The organism is Bifidobacterium sp. M0404 (genome assembly GCF_016101415.1).
Lineage (GTDB): Bacteria > Actinomycetota > Actinomycetes > Actinomycetales > Bifidobacteriaceae > Bombiscardovia > Bombiscardovia polysaccharolytica.
Window position 1 is genome coordinate 215,383 of the sequence record NZ_JACFQP010000002.1, and the last position, 16,474, is coordinate 231,856.

Sequence of the window (16,474 nt, forward strand, 5' to 3'; positions counted from 1 at the left end):
AACCATGGCACTAGCACTCTATCGGCGGTATCGGCCTGACACTTTTGACGGCATAATCGGTCAGAAGCAGGTCACGGTCCCTCTCACCCGAGCTCTGGATGAGAACCGGCTGACCCACGCCTACCTCTTCTCCGGTCCCAGGGGATGCGGAAAAACCAGCAGTGCCAGGATTTTCGCCCGCTGCGTCAACTGCGCCAAGGGGCCGACCAGCCATCCCTGTGGCGAATGCGACAGCTGCAGGGATCTGGCCACAGGAGGCCCCGGTTCCATCGATGTGGTGGAGATTGACGCCGCCAGCCACAATGGGGTCGACGATGCTAGGGAGCTTAGGGAGCGGGCAGGTTTCGCCCCTGTGCGTGACCGCTACAAGATCTTCATTTTGGACGAGGCTCATATGGTCACCCAGCAAGGATTCAATGCCCTGCTGAAGATCGTCGAGGAGCCGCCGGAACATGTTATGTTCATCTTCGCCACCACAGAGCCGGAGAAGGTGATCGGCACCATCCGTTCCCGCACCCACCATTACCCCTTCCGTCTGGTGCCCCAGGAAGTCATGGGGCCTTACTTGGAGGGCATTTGCGAAAAGGAGAACATCAAGGCCGAGCCTGGTGTGCTCAAGCTGGCCATGCGGGCTGGAGGCGGATCGGTGCGTGACACTCTTTCCGTGCTGGACCAGCTCATGGTAGGCGCTGACGAGCACACCATTACCTATGATGCGGCTGTAGCGCTGCTGGGGTTCACTCCTGCCGCACTCATCAGCGAAGCTGTGGATGCGTTGATCGCCCACGATGGGGCTGGCCTCTACGGGGTCATTCAAAAGGTGGTCGTCGGTGGGTTCGAGCCTCAGCGCTTCGTTGAGGATTTGCTAGCCCATGTCCGCGACCTGCTGGTTCTCAAACTGGCGGGAGAGCGTGCTGAGAGCGTGCTGAGCGAGGACGCCGACGACGACCAGGTGGCCGATCTGCATCGGCAGGCTAATGCTCTGGATCTGCAGGTCCTGACCAGAATGGCTGACATCATCAATGATGCGCTGGCGGGAATGAACGGAGCCACCTCGCCCAGGATGCGCTTGGAGCTCCTGGCTGCCAGGCTACTGGCAATTGGTTGCGAGCCTATGGAGCAGGCACCAGCCCCAGGGACGACTTCCGCCAGTGCCGTGACCCCGGCACCCGCCCGTAGCGGGTTCATCGGCGCTGACAGATCACAGCAGAACGGTCGGCCGTCCAGAGCATCCCAGCCTGGGCGCGCTGACGAGGCTGATCGCTCTGAACAACCTGGCAGAGCAGGATCATCGTCTGCAGCAGCGCCCGTCTCCTTTGCCGGGCCGCAGAGCATGGCAGGTTCTCATTCCGATTCCTCTGCTGGCGGACGGCAAGAGGGCAAAGGACTGCCCACCCATTCCGGCTCAGGCCCTGCCCAACCCGAGCGCAAGCAAGCCCCTTCCTCGCCAGCTGTGCAGGCCGAATCAACCAATCCTTCCGGACATGCCCGGTCTACGGAACCACCGCGGTCTGCACAACCGGAGGCTACGCGAGGACAGGGAACAGAGATCCCGACCGGCACAGAACTAAATAAGCGCTGGGATGCCCTGGTGGCTGCCCTGCCGGAGGAGGTCCGCCAATATGTGGTGCGGGACCGGGTGCCTGCCGTGGACATGAAAGCAGACCCCTCCGGCCGCAAACGACTGTCTATGACCTTCGACCGTCCACTCAGCCAGCATGCTTTCGCCATGGCAGTGGCTGCGCAGTCGGTTGATGGGGAGACCAAAGTTCCACGTATTGTCATGGTTCGCGCTCGCCAGGAGTTCGGGCAGGACACTATGATCGCCCCATCAGGGACGGCTGCTAACGGCGAGACGGTAGAGTCCGTCAACAAGATGTCCCCCCAGCGTCGGGCAGAGGTCAAGAAGGAGGTGGCTCTGGCTCGGGCTGGCTTGGCCACCATGAACCTTGGAGCGGCGGTCATGCCTCATGCGGCCACGGAGCAAGGGCATGCCCCTAGAGAGATGACGGCCTCGGCGGGTCACCAGGGTGAGACAGGAGCATCGACGTCGGACGGAAGGTCCACCTCTGGAGAAGCTGCAGGCGACGGAAACTCCGACGACGCTCACCACCCGGTCGGCGGCCCGGTCCAGTCGTCTCCGGAACCGTTGCCGGCTGCAGGCTTCGGCTCAACCGCTTCAACGGTGTTGCCGGACGACGATCCCTGGGCTCACCCCATTCCAGCGACTCATGCGCCGCAAAAGACCCGGCAGCCTGGTGATGGCAGCGACGGGACCACTATTCAGAAAGACCACGAGTCCAAAAAAGTTGCTCTGCCGGACATGAGCGATGACACGGATCCTTGGGCCCTGCCCGATTCCGGAATCACCGCTGCAGTTTCTACGGAGTCCTCCAACAGTCAAAGCCATGAAGCTTCAGACCAGGGGCCTGGAGTTTCGAAATCGGTTGATTCGTCGGGTCAGGGAAGCGCCTCGGGTGCAACCTCGGCTCCGACATTGGGGACCGGATCGGTTGCTGACGAAGGGACCATGGCAACTGGCATCCCAACCTCGCCGGATATACAGAGCGACAATCGCGGTTCGGGTACCGCAGGCGGCTCGGATGGTTCCCGAGCAATGGCAAAGGCATCCGGATCTGAGGACAGGAGGATGCCAGCAGGCTTCGCTAGCTCGGCATCCAGTGGTCTCGGTCAGGATGCTTCATCCGCTGTAGCTGCCTCCCAGGATTCGGGGCCTTCCGTGGATCCCGAGGACGATGTCTATTCCATGGACGATGCCCGGCTCGGGGCGAATAATGCCATGAACCAGGATGAACTGACCAAAATGTTTGACGTGACTAAGGTGGAGGATTTTGCTGCTGACGACCCCCAGAATCCGATCAACGTCCAAAAGCGCCGGCAGGAACAGGCGCAGCGACAGGGAGGTGAATGATGGCTGCTACCTATGATGGAGCCATTCAAGAGCTGATTGATGCTTTTGCCCAGCTGCCGGGCATTGGCCCCAAGGGGGCGCAGCGCATCGCCTTCTATATTCTGGGAGCCGATCGGCGCAGTGCTCAGGACCTGGCTGATGCCATTGTTACCGCCAAGGAGAAGGTTCGGTTTTGCGAGATCTGTGGCAATGTTTGCGAGACCAGTCCATGTCCCATCTGCCAGGATCCGCGTCGTGACCGTAGCATCATCTGCGTAGTCGAAGAGCCCAAGGATGTCATGAGCATCGAGCGTACCGGAGAATACCGGGGTCTATATCATGTGCTGGGTGGGGCCATCGACCCCATGTCCAACGTCGGGCCTGGTGATCTGCGCATTCCCGAGCTCTTGAAGCGGTTGGGCACGGATCAGGTCAAGGAGGTCATGCTGGCCCTTGATCCCAACATTGAAGGCGAGGCAACCACCACCTACCTGGGACGGCTGCTGGGTCCTCTGGATCTTCGGGTCACCAGGCTGGCCAGCGGTCTGCCTGTCGGTAGTGATCTGGAATATGCTGACGAGATCACCCTCGGCCGGGCGATTTCCGGCCGTCGGGATCTGTAAGGCACGTAGTCACTGATTCACGGCTTCCCGGCTGCTGTCATTGTTTCGCATATTGGTGGAGGGGGTCTGATAAAACGGTGTCGTTCGTATAATCCATGTAATCAACATGTTGCAGATGATGGTCTAGTGGCTTAACCGTCGCGGGATGGAACAGCAGTGGCACTTATCGTTCAGAAATATGGCGGGTCCTCGGTGGCAGACTCGGACTCCATCAAGCGTGTGGCCAAGCGCATCATTGATACCAAGCGCGCTGGCAATGACCTCGCAGTGGTGGTTTCCGCCATGGGTGACACCACTGACGATCTGATCGATCAGGCCATGGATGTGGACTCCAATCCTCCGGCCCGCGAGATGGACATGCTCATGACTGCGGGGGAGCGCATCTCCATGAGCCTGCTGGCCATGAGTATCCATGCACAAGGCGAGCATGCCCATTCCTTCACCGGTTCGCAGGCGGGATTTATGACTGATGCACGCTACGGGGCAGCCCACATCCGCCATGTTCGGCCTCAGCGAGTCATGAAGGCCCTGGACCGGGGCGAAGTGGGAATTGTGGCAGGCTTCCAGGGGGTCAACTCCGACGGCGATGCCACCACCTTGGGCCGCGGCGGCTCGGACACCTCGGCTGTGGCCCTGGCTGTGGCGCTCAATGCGGATGTCTGCGAGATTTATACTGACGTGGATGGCGTTTTTACTGCCGACCCGCGCATTGTGCCCACCGCCCGAAGAATTGCCCGCATCTCATACGAGGAGATGCTGGAGATGGCGGCCGGCGGATCCAAGGTGCTGGCACTGCGCTGCGTGGAGTATGCCCAGCGCTTCCGCATGCCCATTCATGTGCGCAGTTCCTTTTCCCGTCGTCCTGGCACGCTGATCATGCCCGACGATGTCGATGTCGACAAGATTCCCAATCTGGAGACCGGCCAGTTGCCGGACCGCCCCGCTGCACACACCGACAGGCAACGGGATATGACGGAAGGAAGGTCATGACCAACGGCGAATCCATGGGCGACTTGTTCCCGGACCTGAACGGCCCCGAGTCACCGATCATCTCAGGGGTTGCCCACGACCGCAGCGAGACCCAGGTCAGCCTGCGGGCCGTGCCGGATCGACCCGGCGTAGCCGCACAGCTCTTCACTATCCTTGCCGAGGGCGGCATCAACATAGATATGATCGTCCAGGCTGGGGCGGCCACCGGAACCGTGGACATCTCTTTCACGTTGCCGTCTGCTCAGGCTGATCAGGTGGTTCCCATGCTGGATGACTCCCGTGAGCAACTGGGGTTCCACTCGGTCGACATCAACCCTGAGGTGGGCAAGGTGACCCTGGTAGGGGTCGGCATGAAGACCCACTCGGGCATTACCGCCACCTTCTTCCGGGCCTTGAGCGACCGGCATATCAACGTGCTCATGATCTCGACCTCCGAGATTCGTATCTCCGCCCTGGTGCCCATTCAGAACTTGGACGAGGCGGTACGGGCCATCCATACGGCCTTCCATTTGGATGCCGATCAGGTCGAGGCGGTCGTTTATGGCGGCACAGGTCGCTGAGCGGAGAGGAAAGAGCAATGACTGATAAGGCTGATTTGGCGAACAATGGTCGCCGTGGCATCAATGTAGCCGTTCTGGGCGCCACCGGCCAGGTAGGCATGGTCATGCGCCGCATGCTGGACGAACGGGACTTCCCTGTAGCTGACCTGCGCTTCATGGCCTCATCCCGGTCTGCCGGCGAACAGTTGCGCTGGCGTGACAGGACTATCACGGTCGAGGATGTGGAGCAGGCCGACCTGAGCGGAATCGATCTGGCCATCTTCTCCGCCGGCGGTTCGACCTCAGGAACTTGGGCCCCACGCTTTGCCGAGGCCGGAGCCTACGTGGTCGACAACTCCTCCCATTGGCGGATGGATCCCGAGGTTCCCCTGGTGGTGTCTGAGGTCAACCCCGAAGACCTGGATCTTATCCCCCGGAGGATCGTGGCCAATCCCAATTGCACCACCATGGCCTGCATGCCCGTGCTGAGTCCCTTGGCCAAGGCATACGGTCTGCGCCGCCTGATCGTCTCCTCCTACCAGGCTGTGTCGGGGGCTGGGCGTGCCGGTGTCCTCCAGCTGCGCGACGAGGCCAAAACAGCCGTGGAGCAGGGTGCTGATCGTTTGGTCTTCGACGGATCGGCCATTGAGTTCCCCCCGCCCACCAAGGTGGTGCGCACTATAGCCTTCAACGCCGTTCCTTTTATAGGCGACTTGGTCGATGACGGCAGCGGGGAGACCGACGAGGAGCAGAAGCTGCGCAATGAGAGTCGCAAGATTCTCCACCTGCCTAATCTGGCCGCCTCCTGCACATGCGTGCGGGTAGGAGTCTTCACTGCCCACGGCATGAGCATCAATGCTGAGTTTGATCACGATGTCACTCCTGATCAGGCCCGCGACCTGCTGTCCAAGGCCCCCGGGGTAAGTCTGGCGGAAATACCCACTCCTCTGGACGCAGCCGGCAAGGACCCCAGCTTCGTGGGCCGCATCCGCCAGGACCAGGCCGTGGAAGGCAAGAGGGGACTGTCCATGTTCGTGGCCAATGACAACCTGCGCAAGGGGGCCGCCCTCAACGCTGTGCAGATCGCCGAGCTGATCGCCCGGAAGCACTTTGCCGACAGGATTTGATGGTGCATCTGGGCTGATCGGCTCTACCAGGCCCCGTCTGCCTGATGGCCTTCATGCAGGGTCAGCCCTGCTTGGCCTCTGCTCGGCTCGAGGCTCGTGAGACTTGTCTGCCTGCTTTTCTCTGCTGTTGATCCAGCTCAAGTATCCCCTCGGCCGTGTCGCGGTCGGTGGCTAGTGCAGAGATAAGTCCGGCCCGCAGACAGGCAAGGATGCTGGCAACTTTTTGCGGCCCCCAGGCCACGCCTATGACCAGGGGGATCCGCTTCAGGCGTTCGAATTCAATCGAAATAGTGCGTTCGCACAGGCTGGTTTGGATGTGGCGACCCTGGGCGTCGATGTGGTGCCCGCAGATGTGTCCCACAGCTTTGAGCTCGGTCACCTCTTTGATGAAAGCCGCATTCTCGTAGTCTTTGAAAATGTGCCCTGATCTTCCCTCCTTGACAGACCCGACTCCTACCACCGCAACATCGGCATGTCCGCCCAGGGTCAGAGTGTCGGCGATCTGGCGTTCTTTGCGCATGGCTTCAGCCACGGGGGTTGAAGAAAGGATCATGGGCACTGGCAACGTCGAATAGCTGCCGCCCAGACGTTGGGCCAGCATGCGGCATATCTCTGGTGAATCCGTCATGGGATTGGTTGGCGACAGGGAACCAATCATCTGTACGACCTTGGACTTTGCCCAGTTTTGCAGGGGAACTTCGCGAACCGTGTAGGCGACCGCGTTGCCATTGGAGACGGTTATCAAAGAGTCGGGTCTGGTCTGTTCCACCAGGAGGGATGCTGCGCTTCGGGGTACGACGTCATACCCGGTGCATCCCTGTGGCGGTTCCGAGACCCGAGCGCAACGAAGGTTGAATTGTCGGATCAGCCTGGACTCCAGTTCCTCCAGCCGCTCTAATGGATTCTCAATGGAGATCTTCACCAGTCCTCGCTCCTGGGCCTCTTTCAGCATCCGGGAGACGGAGGGGCGGGAATAGCCTGTCACTGTGGCAATCTGGGACTGCAGCATGTGATCCTGGTAGTACATGCGGGCTATGCGAAGAAGCAGCTGAACCCGCTTGCGGGCATCCGAAGTGGTCATCATCTGTAGGTCGCTGAACATATGTACATATTATCAGACTCAGTAAAAAACCGTTTATCTACTCTTCAAGGTCTGGAAATACAGGTTTTCTAAGGTAAAAAAGGAAATTTACATAGATCTATAACCATCGATAAAGTACATATGTTCATCAAAGTCCTTGTTGTTCTGTAGTTGCTCACATAGTCTGTCTCCTGTCAAAGGCACCGGGAGGAAGAGTCTGAAGACCGGTGCCGCGAAGTCGCAGAGCACAAACAACAAAGGAGTTCACATGGCATTCGCACGAACCATTCTGGGAGATGTCGATCCGAGCACGCTTGGCGTAGTCAACAGTCACGACCATCTGATCCGGGTGGGAGCCGGTGAGGTCTATCTGGACAAGGACCATCAGCTGGATTCAGTCGAAAAGGCAGAGACCGAGGCCGGCTATTTCGCCAAGGCCTCGCTGAAGTGGAGCAAGCAGGGCGGCACCGTAGTGGATATGTGCCCCATCAACTGCGGCCGTGACATCGAGAAGCTGGCCGAGGTGGCCCGCTCGGTGGAGAATCTGCAGATCATAGGGGCCACCGGCTTCCATCGTGAACATGTCTACCTGGAGACCCAGTCCCACTGGATCAACCGCTACAGCGTGGATCAGATCGCCGATCTGGTCATTGCTGATATCCGCGAGGGCATCGACCGCAACGATTACACCGGTCCTCTGGTAGATCGCAGCCCTTATAAGGCAGGCGTCATCAAGATCGGCACTGCTTACGGAGAGATCACGCCCTTCGAGCACAAGTGCATGGAGGCTGCTGCCAAGGCGGCCATCGAGACCGGCGCTCCCATCAACACGCACACCACGTATGGAACATGTGGTCTGGAACAGGCCCAGACCCTGATCGGACTGGGGGTTCCCGCCGACCAGATCGCCATCGGCCACATCCAGCGCAACGCTGACGTCTACTACCTGGAGGAGATCCTGGATCTGGGCGTCTATCTGGAGATCGACGGCACCAACAGGATCAAGTATCAGCCCGATTCCAACAGGATGATGGAGCTCAAGGCTTTCAAGAAAGACGGCTATGAGGACCGTATCCTCCTGGGCACGGACTCCGGCAAGCGCTCCTACCAGAAGGTCTACGGCTCTGTGAGCGGCGTGGATTACAACCCGGCAGTGGACGGTCCCCGCATGATCGCCGAAGGCTTCGATCCCGACTACGTGGACAAGCTGCTCATCCGCAACGCCCACACCTTCTTCACCTTCCGTAAGGAGGCCTGAACGCAATGGTAGCAGACAAGACCCTGGAGCGCCCCCAGCTCCAGATCGCTCTGGACACCTTTGACATGCCTTCGGCTTTGAGGCCTCTAAACGCGGCCATCAGCCAGGTCGATGTCATCGAGTGCGGAACCGTCCTGATCATCGCCGAAGGACTAAGGGCCGTGCGCGAGATTCGTGCCCTCTATCCCGATAAGACCATCCTGGCGGATGTCAGGATCGCCGAGGCCGGAGCGGTCATCTCCCGCGCCTGCTTCGAGGCGGGTGCCAGCTGGGTCTCGGTGGTAGCCGGTGCCAGCATGACCACGGTCGAGCAGGTGGTGAAGGTGGCCCAGGAGTTTGGCGGCGAGGTCCAGATTGAGCTTGGCGAGACCTACGATCCCGAACAGGCGAGCGAATGGCGGCGGCTTGGAGCCACCCAGGTCATCGTCCACCGTTCTCGCGATGCCGAAGCGGCTGGAAGGCTGACCTGGGGGGAGGACGACAAGGACCGTATCCGTCAGTTGCATCAGATGGGCTTCAAGGTCACCGTGACCGGCGGGGTCACGGCCAAGGACTTGCCCTTCTTCCAAGGAGTTCCCGTCGGAGTGGTGATTTCGGGTCGTGGCATCGTCAAGGCTGATGACCCCCTGGCCGCCGCTACCGAATTGCGGGAGACCATAGGCAGGGTGTGGCCGCAATGAGTGGCAGCGTCACCCTGGGCATCTATGAGAAGGCCCTGAAGTACCCCGCCGAGCCGGATGACTGGGATGCATTCATGACCCAGGTGGCGGCTGATGGATTCACCTTCATGGATTTGTCCATTGACGAAAGCGACAAGCGGATGGCCCGCCTGGACTGGACGGCTGCCCAGGCTTCCGCATTCCGCCAGGCTGCTGACCGCCAGGGCGTCCAGGTCGGAGGAATCTGCCTGAGCTGCCACCGCAAGGTCGGCCCCGGTTCGGCCGATCCTGCTATCCGCCGTCGGGCCTACGAGATCTTCCTCAAGGCGATCGATCTTGCACACGAGACAGGCATTCCCCTGATCCAGGTAGCCGGTTACTACGCCTACTACGAGGACCCTGATCCTGGCCAGCGCGCCAGGTATGCGGAGGTTCTGGCCAGGGCGGCGGAGTATGCGGCCCAAGCCGGCGTCATGCTGGGCATAGAGAATGTGGACGGCAATGACATCACCTCCATCACCAAGGGTCTGTCCATCTGCGATGAGGTCGGGTCCTCCTGGTTGAGCATGTACCCGGATATCGGCAACCTTTACGAGCAGGAGCTGGATGCCGTGTCTGAGCTCAGGGCTGGAGCTGGCAGAATGCTGGCCATCCACGTCAAGGATGTGCTCCCGGGGCAACCGCGTCGCATCACCATGGGCGAGGGCTGCGCCGACTTTCCCGCGGCTTTCGCCGAGCTGGCCCGGCAGTCCTGGTCGGGGCGGATCATGCTGGAGATGTGGAATGATGATTCGGACCAGGCCGATCAGATAGTCGTGAATGCAAGGAAGAAAGTGGAAACCTGGCTGCGTGGAACCGGCATGGAGGTGCTTGACCCTAGAGGCTGAGGCAAAGGTCGGCAGCCGTCACGGCTGCCGATTCGGGGGTGGTTGCGCCGGTCCTCCACTCCCCTTGGCATCGGCAGGGAGGCTATGATGCCAGCGGTCGTCCCTGGAGGGTCGACCCGATCGGTGCGAGTTTAGATGTGACAGGTCGTAATACGGACTGAAGCGGACGTCGTGGTCCATGCTGAAAAAAAACGACCGTGTAGACAAGGAGCAAGTGATGGCAGAACATGCATATGACCTTTCGACCATAGGAGAGGGGCAGATCAGGCTCACGGTCAGGAGGGGGGAGCGGCTGATGAACGCCCGGTCGATCCTGATGAATCCCGCCTGTTCAGAGGCGAATGTGGCTGGAGTTTTGGCCCAGCTTCAGCGCAGGACCCTGTGGACCTCTTCGCTGCCGGAGGGGGACTTGGGCGAATACGTCCTGAGCGAGTACAGGTCCGTGGGCGTTGATCTGAGCACCATGGTCCGCAAGCCGGCCAGCCGAATCGCCCTCTACTTCATGGAGCCGGGCGAGCCGCCGATGCCGGCCAACGTCATCTACGACCGTGAGTACACCCCCTTCAGGTCGACGGGGATTGAGGATTACGACTGGGATCGGATGATGGACACCCGCCTGCTCTTCCTGACCGGCATCACTGCGGCCCTGACCGATACCACAGCCGGGGTGGTGACCTACGCAGCCGAGCAGGCGGAGAAGCGCGGCATCGACATTGCCCTTGACGTGAACTTCCGCAGCAAGCTCTGGACCGGTGACCAGGCCAGAAAGGTTCTGGAGCCCATTGCTCATAAGGCCCGCATTCTCTTCTGCTCCATCAAGGATGCCAAAAGCGTCTTCGGAATCGAGGGGACTGGCGAGGAGGTATGCGAACAGCTCTATCAGCGCTTCGGCAATGAGTACATCGTTTCCACCAATCACCTGGATGGTCCTTACCTGAGAACCTCCAAAGGAATCAAGAAGTACGTCACCACCACGGTTCCGGTGGTGGACCGCCCCGGTGCCGGGGATTCCTTCGTGGCCGCCACCCTCCATGGCTTCCTCTCCGATGATGTGGAGTGCGGTGTCAGGTGGGGACAGCGGGCCGCCGAATACGCCCTGACACATATGGGCGATCTGACCCGTATCCGCGCCCAGGAACTGGATATTCCCTTGGGCGGGGACATCAATCGCTGACATCTCCTTCATGATCCAGGCCCGCCACAGTATTCTCCAAGGACGGAGAAGGCGGCCCGGACCATCCGGTCAGACCCATACCGGGGTCGGGCCACCATCATCATGATCATCCGAGAAAGAAAAGCAACCCATTATGAGTGATACACATGTCACACAGGCCGGGGACGCACTGACCGCTTACGAGCAGATAGACGCTCGTCCCCTGACCGGACATCAGAAAAGCATCATCGGCCTGGCCATAGCCGGCAACATATCCGAATTCTTCGATATGTTCCTGATTGGTTTTGTGGTCTCCCTCCTGACTTCGGCCTGGCACCTGACCGGGGTTTCCGCTGGAATCATCCTGGCCTGCTCCGGGCTGGGCACAGTCATCGGTTCCATTCTCTGGGGACGTTTGGCCGATCGCTTCGGCCGCAAGCATGCCTTCCAGTGGTGTGTTCTCTGCTTCGTGGTCTTTACGGCCCTGTCGGTATTCCTGCCTGACGGTGCCTGGATCCTGCTGGCCATCCTGCGCATCGGCGTGGGTGTCGGCGTAGGCGGTCTTAACATCATCTCCATCCCCTACGTCCAGGAATTTGTCCCGGCCAGGCAGCGCGGCATGCTCTCCGGCCTGGCTTCGGTCTTCATTCCTATGGGACTGCTCCTGGGATCCGTCTCACAGAGCCTGATCGGCGACAATTGGCGCGTGCTGGTGGCCCTGGGCGTTATCCCCGTCCTTCTTCTCTTCTGGTTGGCGACGGTGCCTGAGTCCCCCCGTTTCTACCAGAGCGTGGGACGTGACGATGATGCCCGCAAGGCCTTGGCGTGGGCTCTCGAGCTCCCCGTGGACCAGGTCGGCGCCCTGCCCAAGGTCGAGCAGGAGCAGAAGGCCAGCTACCGTCTGCTTTTGTCCAAGCATCTCAAGCCGCTGGTCATCATTTCGGTGGGGTCCTTCTGCTTCATTCTGGGTTCCTTCGCCATTCAATCCTGGGGTCAGACGCTGATGAAGGATGCCTTCGGCTTTTCAACGCAGATGGTGGCCTACCTGTTCATGGGCGTCTCCGTGGCCGACTGCATAGGCAGATTCGGCTCTGCCTGGCTGGCTGACATCATCGGCAGGCGTTGGACCATGTTCTCCTTCGGGATTATCGGGGCCTTGGGATGCTTCTATGCGGCCTTCTTCCACAATTCCGGCTGGCAGTTCTACATCGCCGTCCTGGTCATCATGACCTTCGCTGACGGTGTCTTCGGCATTCTCAATGCCTTCGGCGGCGAGCAGTTCCCCAACGATGTTCGCTCTACCGGACTGGGGCTGGGATACGGCATCGGCGCCACGGCCAAAATCGTAGGCCCTATATTTATGGGGCTGCTGGTGGGCGGCGACTATGTCTCCCAGCACATCAACATCGGCGTTGTCACCACGGCATTCACCTTCTTCGGTGTCTGCCTGGTCATCGGTGCTGTCATATACCTCTTTGCCCAGGAGACCAAGGGCAAGGATCTGGAAAGCCTGTGAGGACGCGCAGCGTGGTCTGCACACGCAGGTAAGCAAACCGGGCCGGCTTTTTGCAGGAAAGGTCGACCCCATATTGGGAATGGTGGTGGTTCTTATGACGTCCTTGGCTGATTTTCCTGACGAGGTACGTGTCGAGGTAGATCTGGTCCGCGAGCATGTTGCTGCCTTGCATGAGCAGCTGATCAAGTGGGGGCTGGTGGTGTGGACGGCAGGGAATGTCTCACAGCGTCTGCATTCGGCCGACTTACTGGTGATCAAACCATCCGGGGTGCGCTATGAACAGTTGACGCCGGAATCAATGGTGGTCACGGATCTTGAGGGGCATGTGGTGGACGGATCTGCCGCCCCTTCCTCGGATGTGTTTTCACATGCCTACATCTATCGGCACATGCCTGAAGTGTTTGGCGTGGTGCATACGCATTCCACTTTTGCGACGGCCTTTGCCGCAGTGGGCCGGCCAATTCCATGCGTATTGACGATGATGGGTGACGAGTTCGGCGGCCCAGTGCCGGTGGGTCCCTTCGCCTTGATCGGGTCAGATCAGATAGGTCGTGGGGTGGTCGAGACTTTGGCGAAGCAGCCGGGCTGCCCCGCAGTGCTCATGCGCAATCATGGCCCCTTCACGGTTGGTGTGGATGCTGAAGCTGCGGTAAAGGCGGCGGCGATGACGGAGGAAGTGGCGCGTACGGTATGGGCTGCTGAGCAGATCGGTACGCCTGTGCCCCTGTCCGACGAGGATGTGGCCAGTCTGAACGACCGATACCAGCACGTGTACGGCCAGCACTGAATCTGAATACGGTGCCTCGCCCCGGCATGCGAGTGTCGACAGTGCAGGTGCTCGCCGCAGCAGATTCGAATTAGACTGGAGGCCATGACCAGATCTTCCCAAGAAGTGAAGCGGCAACTGGATCGGATCGTGGCCTTGGGTTATCCGGATGTGGCGGACATCAGCGCCGCCGCTTTCAGAGCCTTGGCCCAGCCCCTGATCTCTGCACTGGAGTCCACTGAGCTGGGCGAGCAGATCCTGCTCATCCCCACCAGGGAGCTGGTTTCGCCTGAGTCGCTGATCGCCCGTACCAGCATCAATCGCATGGCTGGCTTTACCACTATGCCTCCGCGCGACATTGCCAGCTTCCTGCCACAGAACGGGTTCGAGCCGCCCGAGGGGCCCTTTTATATCGTCCTGGACCCGCATACGGGCACCTGCTACACCAACCGTGAGCCGGACGTGGCCCGCAAGCTGATCGACTCCGATGACCGTCTCCCTCTGACCTTGGAAGAGGGGCTGGCCATCGCCACCCAGCATCCCGACTGGTTGGCGGTCAAGAACGGTTTCAACCTGCTGGGTTCCCACAGCGCAGATGGACGCGTGCCCAGCATCTGGATGAGCCAGAACGCCCCCCGTCTGGGCTCCGTCTGGCCCAACTCGCGCCACACCTGGCTGGGCAACGCCTACTGCGAGGGCCGTCGCGGTGTCTCACTCTTCCAGTGAATCTCTTCAACTGAATCTTATGCAGCAAGCACTCTGTAAGCGCCTGCCTAGTCTGGAGTTTGCAGCTTGGGTAACCTTGCGAATTACGCAAGACTTTGTGCCCTCGCCTTCCTCTGCGTCGTAATGCGGACCCGGACCGCATGTCCTGGCTCTCCTCCGGTAAAATAATGGCACCCCCGACACGGTTTCGGCCTGTCCGAACACCCATGGCCGGGTGATATTGCGGTTTCCGACGAACGAAAGAAGGAGGAGAGATGGATCAGGATCGTGCATCCGTGTTTGATCTTGCGGCCCAGGCCGCGGCGTCCAATGGAGGGAACAACGACCTGCTGCTGCCTCCCCCCAGGTTTGTGGGTTCGCCGCAGAAGCCCAGTGCCATGCCCTACAACAAGTATGTGGCCTATAACAAGCAGGTGCCTTTCGACTATCCGCAGCGCACCTGGCCGGGCAAGACCCTGAAGCGGGCGCCTCGTTGGTGTTCGGTGGATCTTCGCGACGGCAACCAGGCCTTGGTCGACCCTATGGATTCCGAGCGCAAGCTGAGATTCTGGAATCTGCTGATATCCATGGGATTCAAGGAGATTGAGGTGGGCTTCCCCTCGGCCTCCGAGACTGATTACGACTTCATCCGCCTCCTGATAGAGCGCGAGCTGATTCCCGACGATGTGACTATCGTGGTCCTGACCCAGGCTCGCGAACATCTGATCCGTCGCACCTACGAGGCCCTGCGTGGAGCCAAGAGGGCCGTGGTCCACTTCTATAACTCGGTCTCGGTTCTGCAGCGGGAAGTCGTCTTCCACAAAGACAAGGCCGGGATCAAGAAGCTGGCCACCGACGCAGCCGAACTCTGTCGCTCTCTGGAGGCCGATGCCGGGGGTACTGATCTCTCCTATGAGTACTCGCCTGAGTCCTTCTCCGGTGCCGAGCCTGAGTATTCGCTGGAGGTCTGCAACGCGGTCATCGACGTGATCCGGCCTACGCCTGAGCATCCCATGGTCATCAACCTGCCCAACACCGTGGAGATGACCACCCCCAACGTCTTCGCCGACGAGGTGGAGTACATATCCACCAACCTCAAGGACCGGGATGCGGTGGTGCTCTCCCTGCACCCCCACAACGACGAGGGTATGGCCGTGGCTGCCACCGAGCTCAGTCTGCTGGCCGGGGCTGACCGGGTGGAGGGTTGCCTGCTGGGCAATGGTGAGCGCACCGGCAACGTCGATATTTGCACGGTGGGGCTGAACCTGCTGGTCCAGGGGATCGATCCCCAGCTGGACTTCTCCGACATGCCCGGCATCCGTCGGACGGTGGAGTACTGCAACCAGATCGCCGTCTCCGAGCGGCACCCCTACGTCGGCAACTTCGTCTTTACGGCCTTCTCCGGCTCCCACCAGGATGCCATCAAGAAGGGTCTGGACGCTCGGCAGCAGGCCGCACTGCGCGCCAACGCCAACCCTGACGACTTCCTTTGGCTGGTGCCCTATCTGCCCATCGATCCCAAGGATGTGGGTGGCAACTACGAGGCCATCATCCGGGTCAACTCCCAGTCGGGCAAGGGTGGCATGGCTTACCTGCTCAAGGCCAACCATCATCTGGACCTGCCCAAGCGTCTCCAGGTGGAGTTCGAACGGCTGGTCCAGAGCTATGCCGACAGGACCAAGCGCGAGGTCAAGGATGCCGACATCTGGCGGCTCTTCAAGGACGAGTACCTGCCCGTGGAGGCTGGCGGGAGCGTGGTCGGCGGAGAGTCCATGGCCGATCAGCGCGATGAGACCCTGCGCCAGTGGGGACGCTTCAAGCTGCTGAATGTCGCAGTCACCTCCGGCGAGGACGGATCCGACACCGTCCTGGATGCCACCCTGCTGGACCGGGGGCTTGCCCCGGGCAATCCTGAGGTGAGGCGGCGTGTTCAGGGACATGGGAATGGCCCAATCGCAGCCTTCTTGGATGCGCTCAAGTCCCTGGATCAGACCGTCTCCGTTCTGGATTACGCCGAGCATGCCATGACCGCCGGCACGGATGCTCTGGCGGCTTCCTACGTGGAATGCCAGGTGGGCGAACCGGCCAGGTCCCGCGTGATTTGGGGTGTGGGCATCGATTCGTCCATCTCCACCAGCTCCCTCAAGGCCATTATTTCGGCGCTCAACCGCTTCCAACGCGGCTAGAAGTCATAGAGAGGCAACAACTCTCGTCAGCCTCACGGCCCGATCCGAACGCAGCTGATTGGTTTGGATCGGG

The 16,474-nt window shown here is 60.4% G+C and carries 14 protein-coding genes; 13 read left to right on the plus strand and 1 reads right to left on the minus strand.

Going from position 1 to position 16,474, the window contains the following annotated elements:
• Positions 1 to 4: 4 nt before the first annotated feature.
• The 5 genes from dnaX (at position 5) to H3T93_RS05010 (ending at position 6,190) form a co-directional block, all read left to right on the plus strand.
• Positions 5 to 2,932, plus strand: coding sequence for a DNA polymerase III subunit gamma/tau (gene dnaX / locus H3T93_RS04990; protein WP_144177775.1), 2,928 nt, complete (start codon positions 5 to 7; stop codon positions 2,930 to 2,932).
• Positions 2,932 to 3,534 (plus strand): recombination mediator RecR, encoded by a 603-nt coding sequence (gene recR / locus H3T93_RS04995; protein ID WP_046323913.1) that lies wholly within the window; start codon positions 2,932 to 2,934, stop codon positions 3,532 to 3,534. The genes dnaX and recR overlap by 1 nt, the downstream gene beginning before the upstream one ends.
• A gap of 156 nt (positions 3,535 to 3,690) precedes the next feature.
• On the plus strand, positions 3,691 to 4,524 hold the full coding sequence (locus H3T93_RS05000) for an aspartate kinase (RefSeq protein ID WP_144177774.1): 834 nt from the start codon (positions 3,691 to 3,693) through the stop codon (positions 4,522 to 4,524).
• Positions 4,521 to 5,084, plus strand: a complete 564-nt coding sequence (locus tag H3T93_RS05005; protein ID WP_046323462.1) for an ACT domain-containing protein — start codon at positions 4,521 to 4,523, stop codon at positions 5,082 to 5,084. The genes H3T93_RS05000 and H3T93_RS05005 overlap by 4 nt, the downstream gene beginning before the upstream one ends.
• Positions 5,085 to 5,101: 17 nt before the next feature.
• Positions 5,102 to 6,190 carry an aspartate-semialdehyde dehydrogenase gene (locus H3T93_RS05010; protein ID WP_144177773.1) on the plus strand — a complete coding sequence of 363 codons (1,089 nt, stop codon included), beginning with the start codon at positions 5,102 to 5,104 and terminating at the stop codon, positions 6,188 to 6,190.
• 61 nt (positions 6,191 to 6,251) lie between these two features.
• Here the strand turns inward: H3T93_RS05010 and H3T93_RS05015 are convergent, their stop codons facing one another.
• Positions 6,252 to 7,292 (minus strand): sugar-binding transcriptional regulator, encoded by a 1,041-nt coding sequence (locus H3T93_RS05015; protein WP_232348685.1) that lies wholly within the window; start codon positions 7,290 to 7,292, stop codon positions 6,252 to 6,254.
• Between the two features lie 247 nt (positions 7,293 to 7,539).
• On the opposite strand from H3T93_RS05015, the gene H3T93_RS05020 reads away from it, so the two are divergent.
• The 8 genes from H3T93_RS05020 (at position 7,540) to leuA (ending at position 16,401) form a co-directional block, all read left to right on the plus strand.
• Positions 7,540 to 8,529, plus strand: coding sequence for a phosphotriesterase family protein (locus H3T93_RS05020; protein WP_046323459.1), 990 nt, complete (start codon positions 7,540 to 7,542; stop codon positions 8,527 to 8,529).
• Between the two features lie 5 nt (positions 8,530 to 8,534).
• A complete protein-coding gene (locus H3T93_RS05025; RefSeq protein WP_144177772.1) occupies positions 8,535 to 9,209 on the plus strand; it encodes a 3-dehydro-L-gulonate-6-phosphate decarboxylase in 675 nt (224 codons plus the stop codon).
• Positions 9,206 to 10,075 (plus strand): L-ribulose-5-phosphate 3-epimerase, encoded by an 870-nt coding sequence (locus tag H3T93_RS05030; protein ID WP_144177770.1) that lies wholly within the window; start codon positions 9,206 to 9,208, stop codon positions 10,073 to 10,075. Before H3T93_RS05025 ends, H3T93_RS05030 begins: the two co-directional genes overlap by 4 nt.
• Before the next feature lie 217 nt (positions 10,076 to 10,292).
• Positions 10,293 to 11,249 carry a sugar kinase gene (locus tag H3T93_RS05035; protein ID WP_144177769.1) on the plus strand — a complete coding sequence of 319 codons (957 nt, stop codon included), beginning with the start codon at positions 10,293 to 10,295 and terminating at the stop codon, positions 11,247 to 11,249.
• Between the two features lie 133 nt (positions 11,250 to 11,382).
• A complete protein-coding gene (locus tag H3T93_RS05040) occupies positions 11,383 to 12,744 on the plus strand; it encodes an MFS transporter (protein ID WP_046323455.1) in 1,362 nt (453 codons plus the stop codon).
• A gap of 94 nt (positions 12,745 to 12,838) precedes the next feature.
• Positions 12,839 to 13,531, plus strand: coding sequence for an L-ribulose-5-phosphate 4-epimerase (locus H3T93_RS05045; protein ID WP_046323911.1), 693 nt, complete (start codon positions 12,839 to 12,841; stop codon positions 13,529 to 13,531).
• 84 nt (positions 13,532 to 13,615) lie between these two features.
• Positions 13,616 to 14,236, plus strand: a complete 621-nt coding sequence (locus H3T93_RS05050) for a DUF5701 family protein (RefSeq protein WP_121912897.1) — start codon at positions 13,616 to 13,618, stop codon at positions 14,234 to 14,236.
• A 254-nt stretch (positions 14,237 to 14,490) separates the two neighbouring features.
• On the plus strand, positions 14,491 to 16,401 hold the full coding sequence (leuA, locus tag H3T93_RS05055) for a 2-isopropylmalate synthase (RefSeq protein WP_144177768.1): 1,911 nt from the start codon (positions 14,491 to 14,493) through the stop codon (positions 16,399 to 16,401).
• The last annotated feature ends 73 nt before the right edge of the window (positions 16,402 to 16,474 follow it).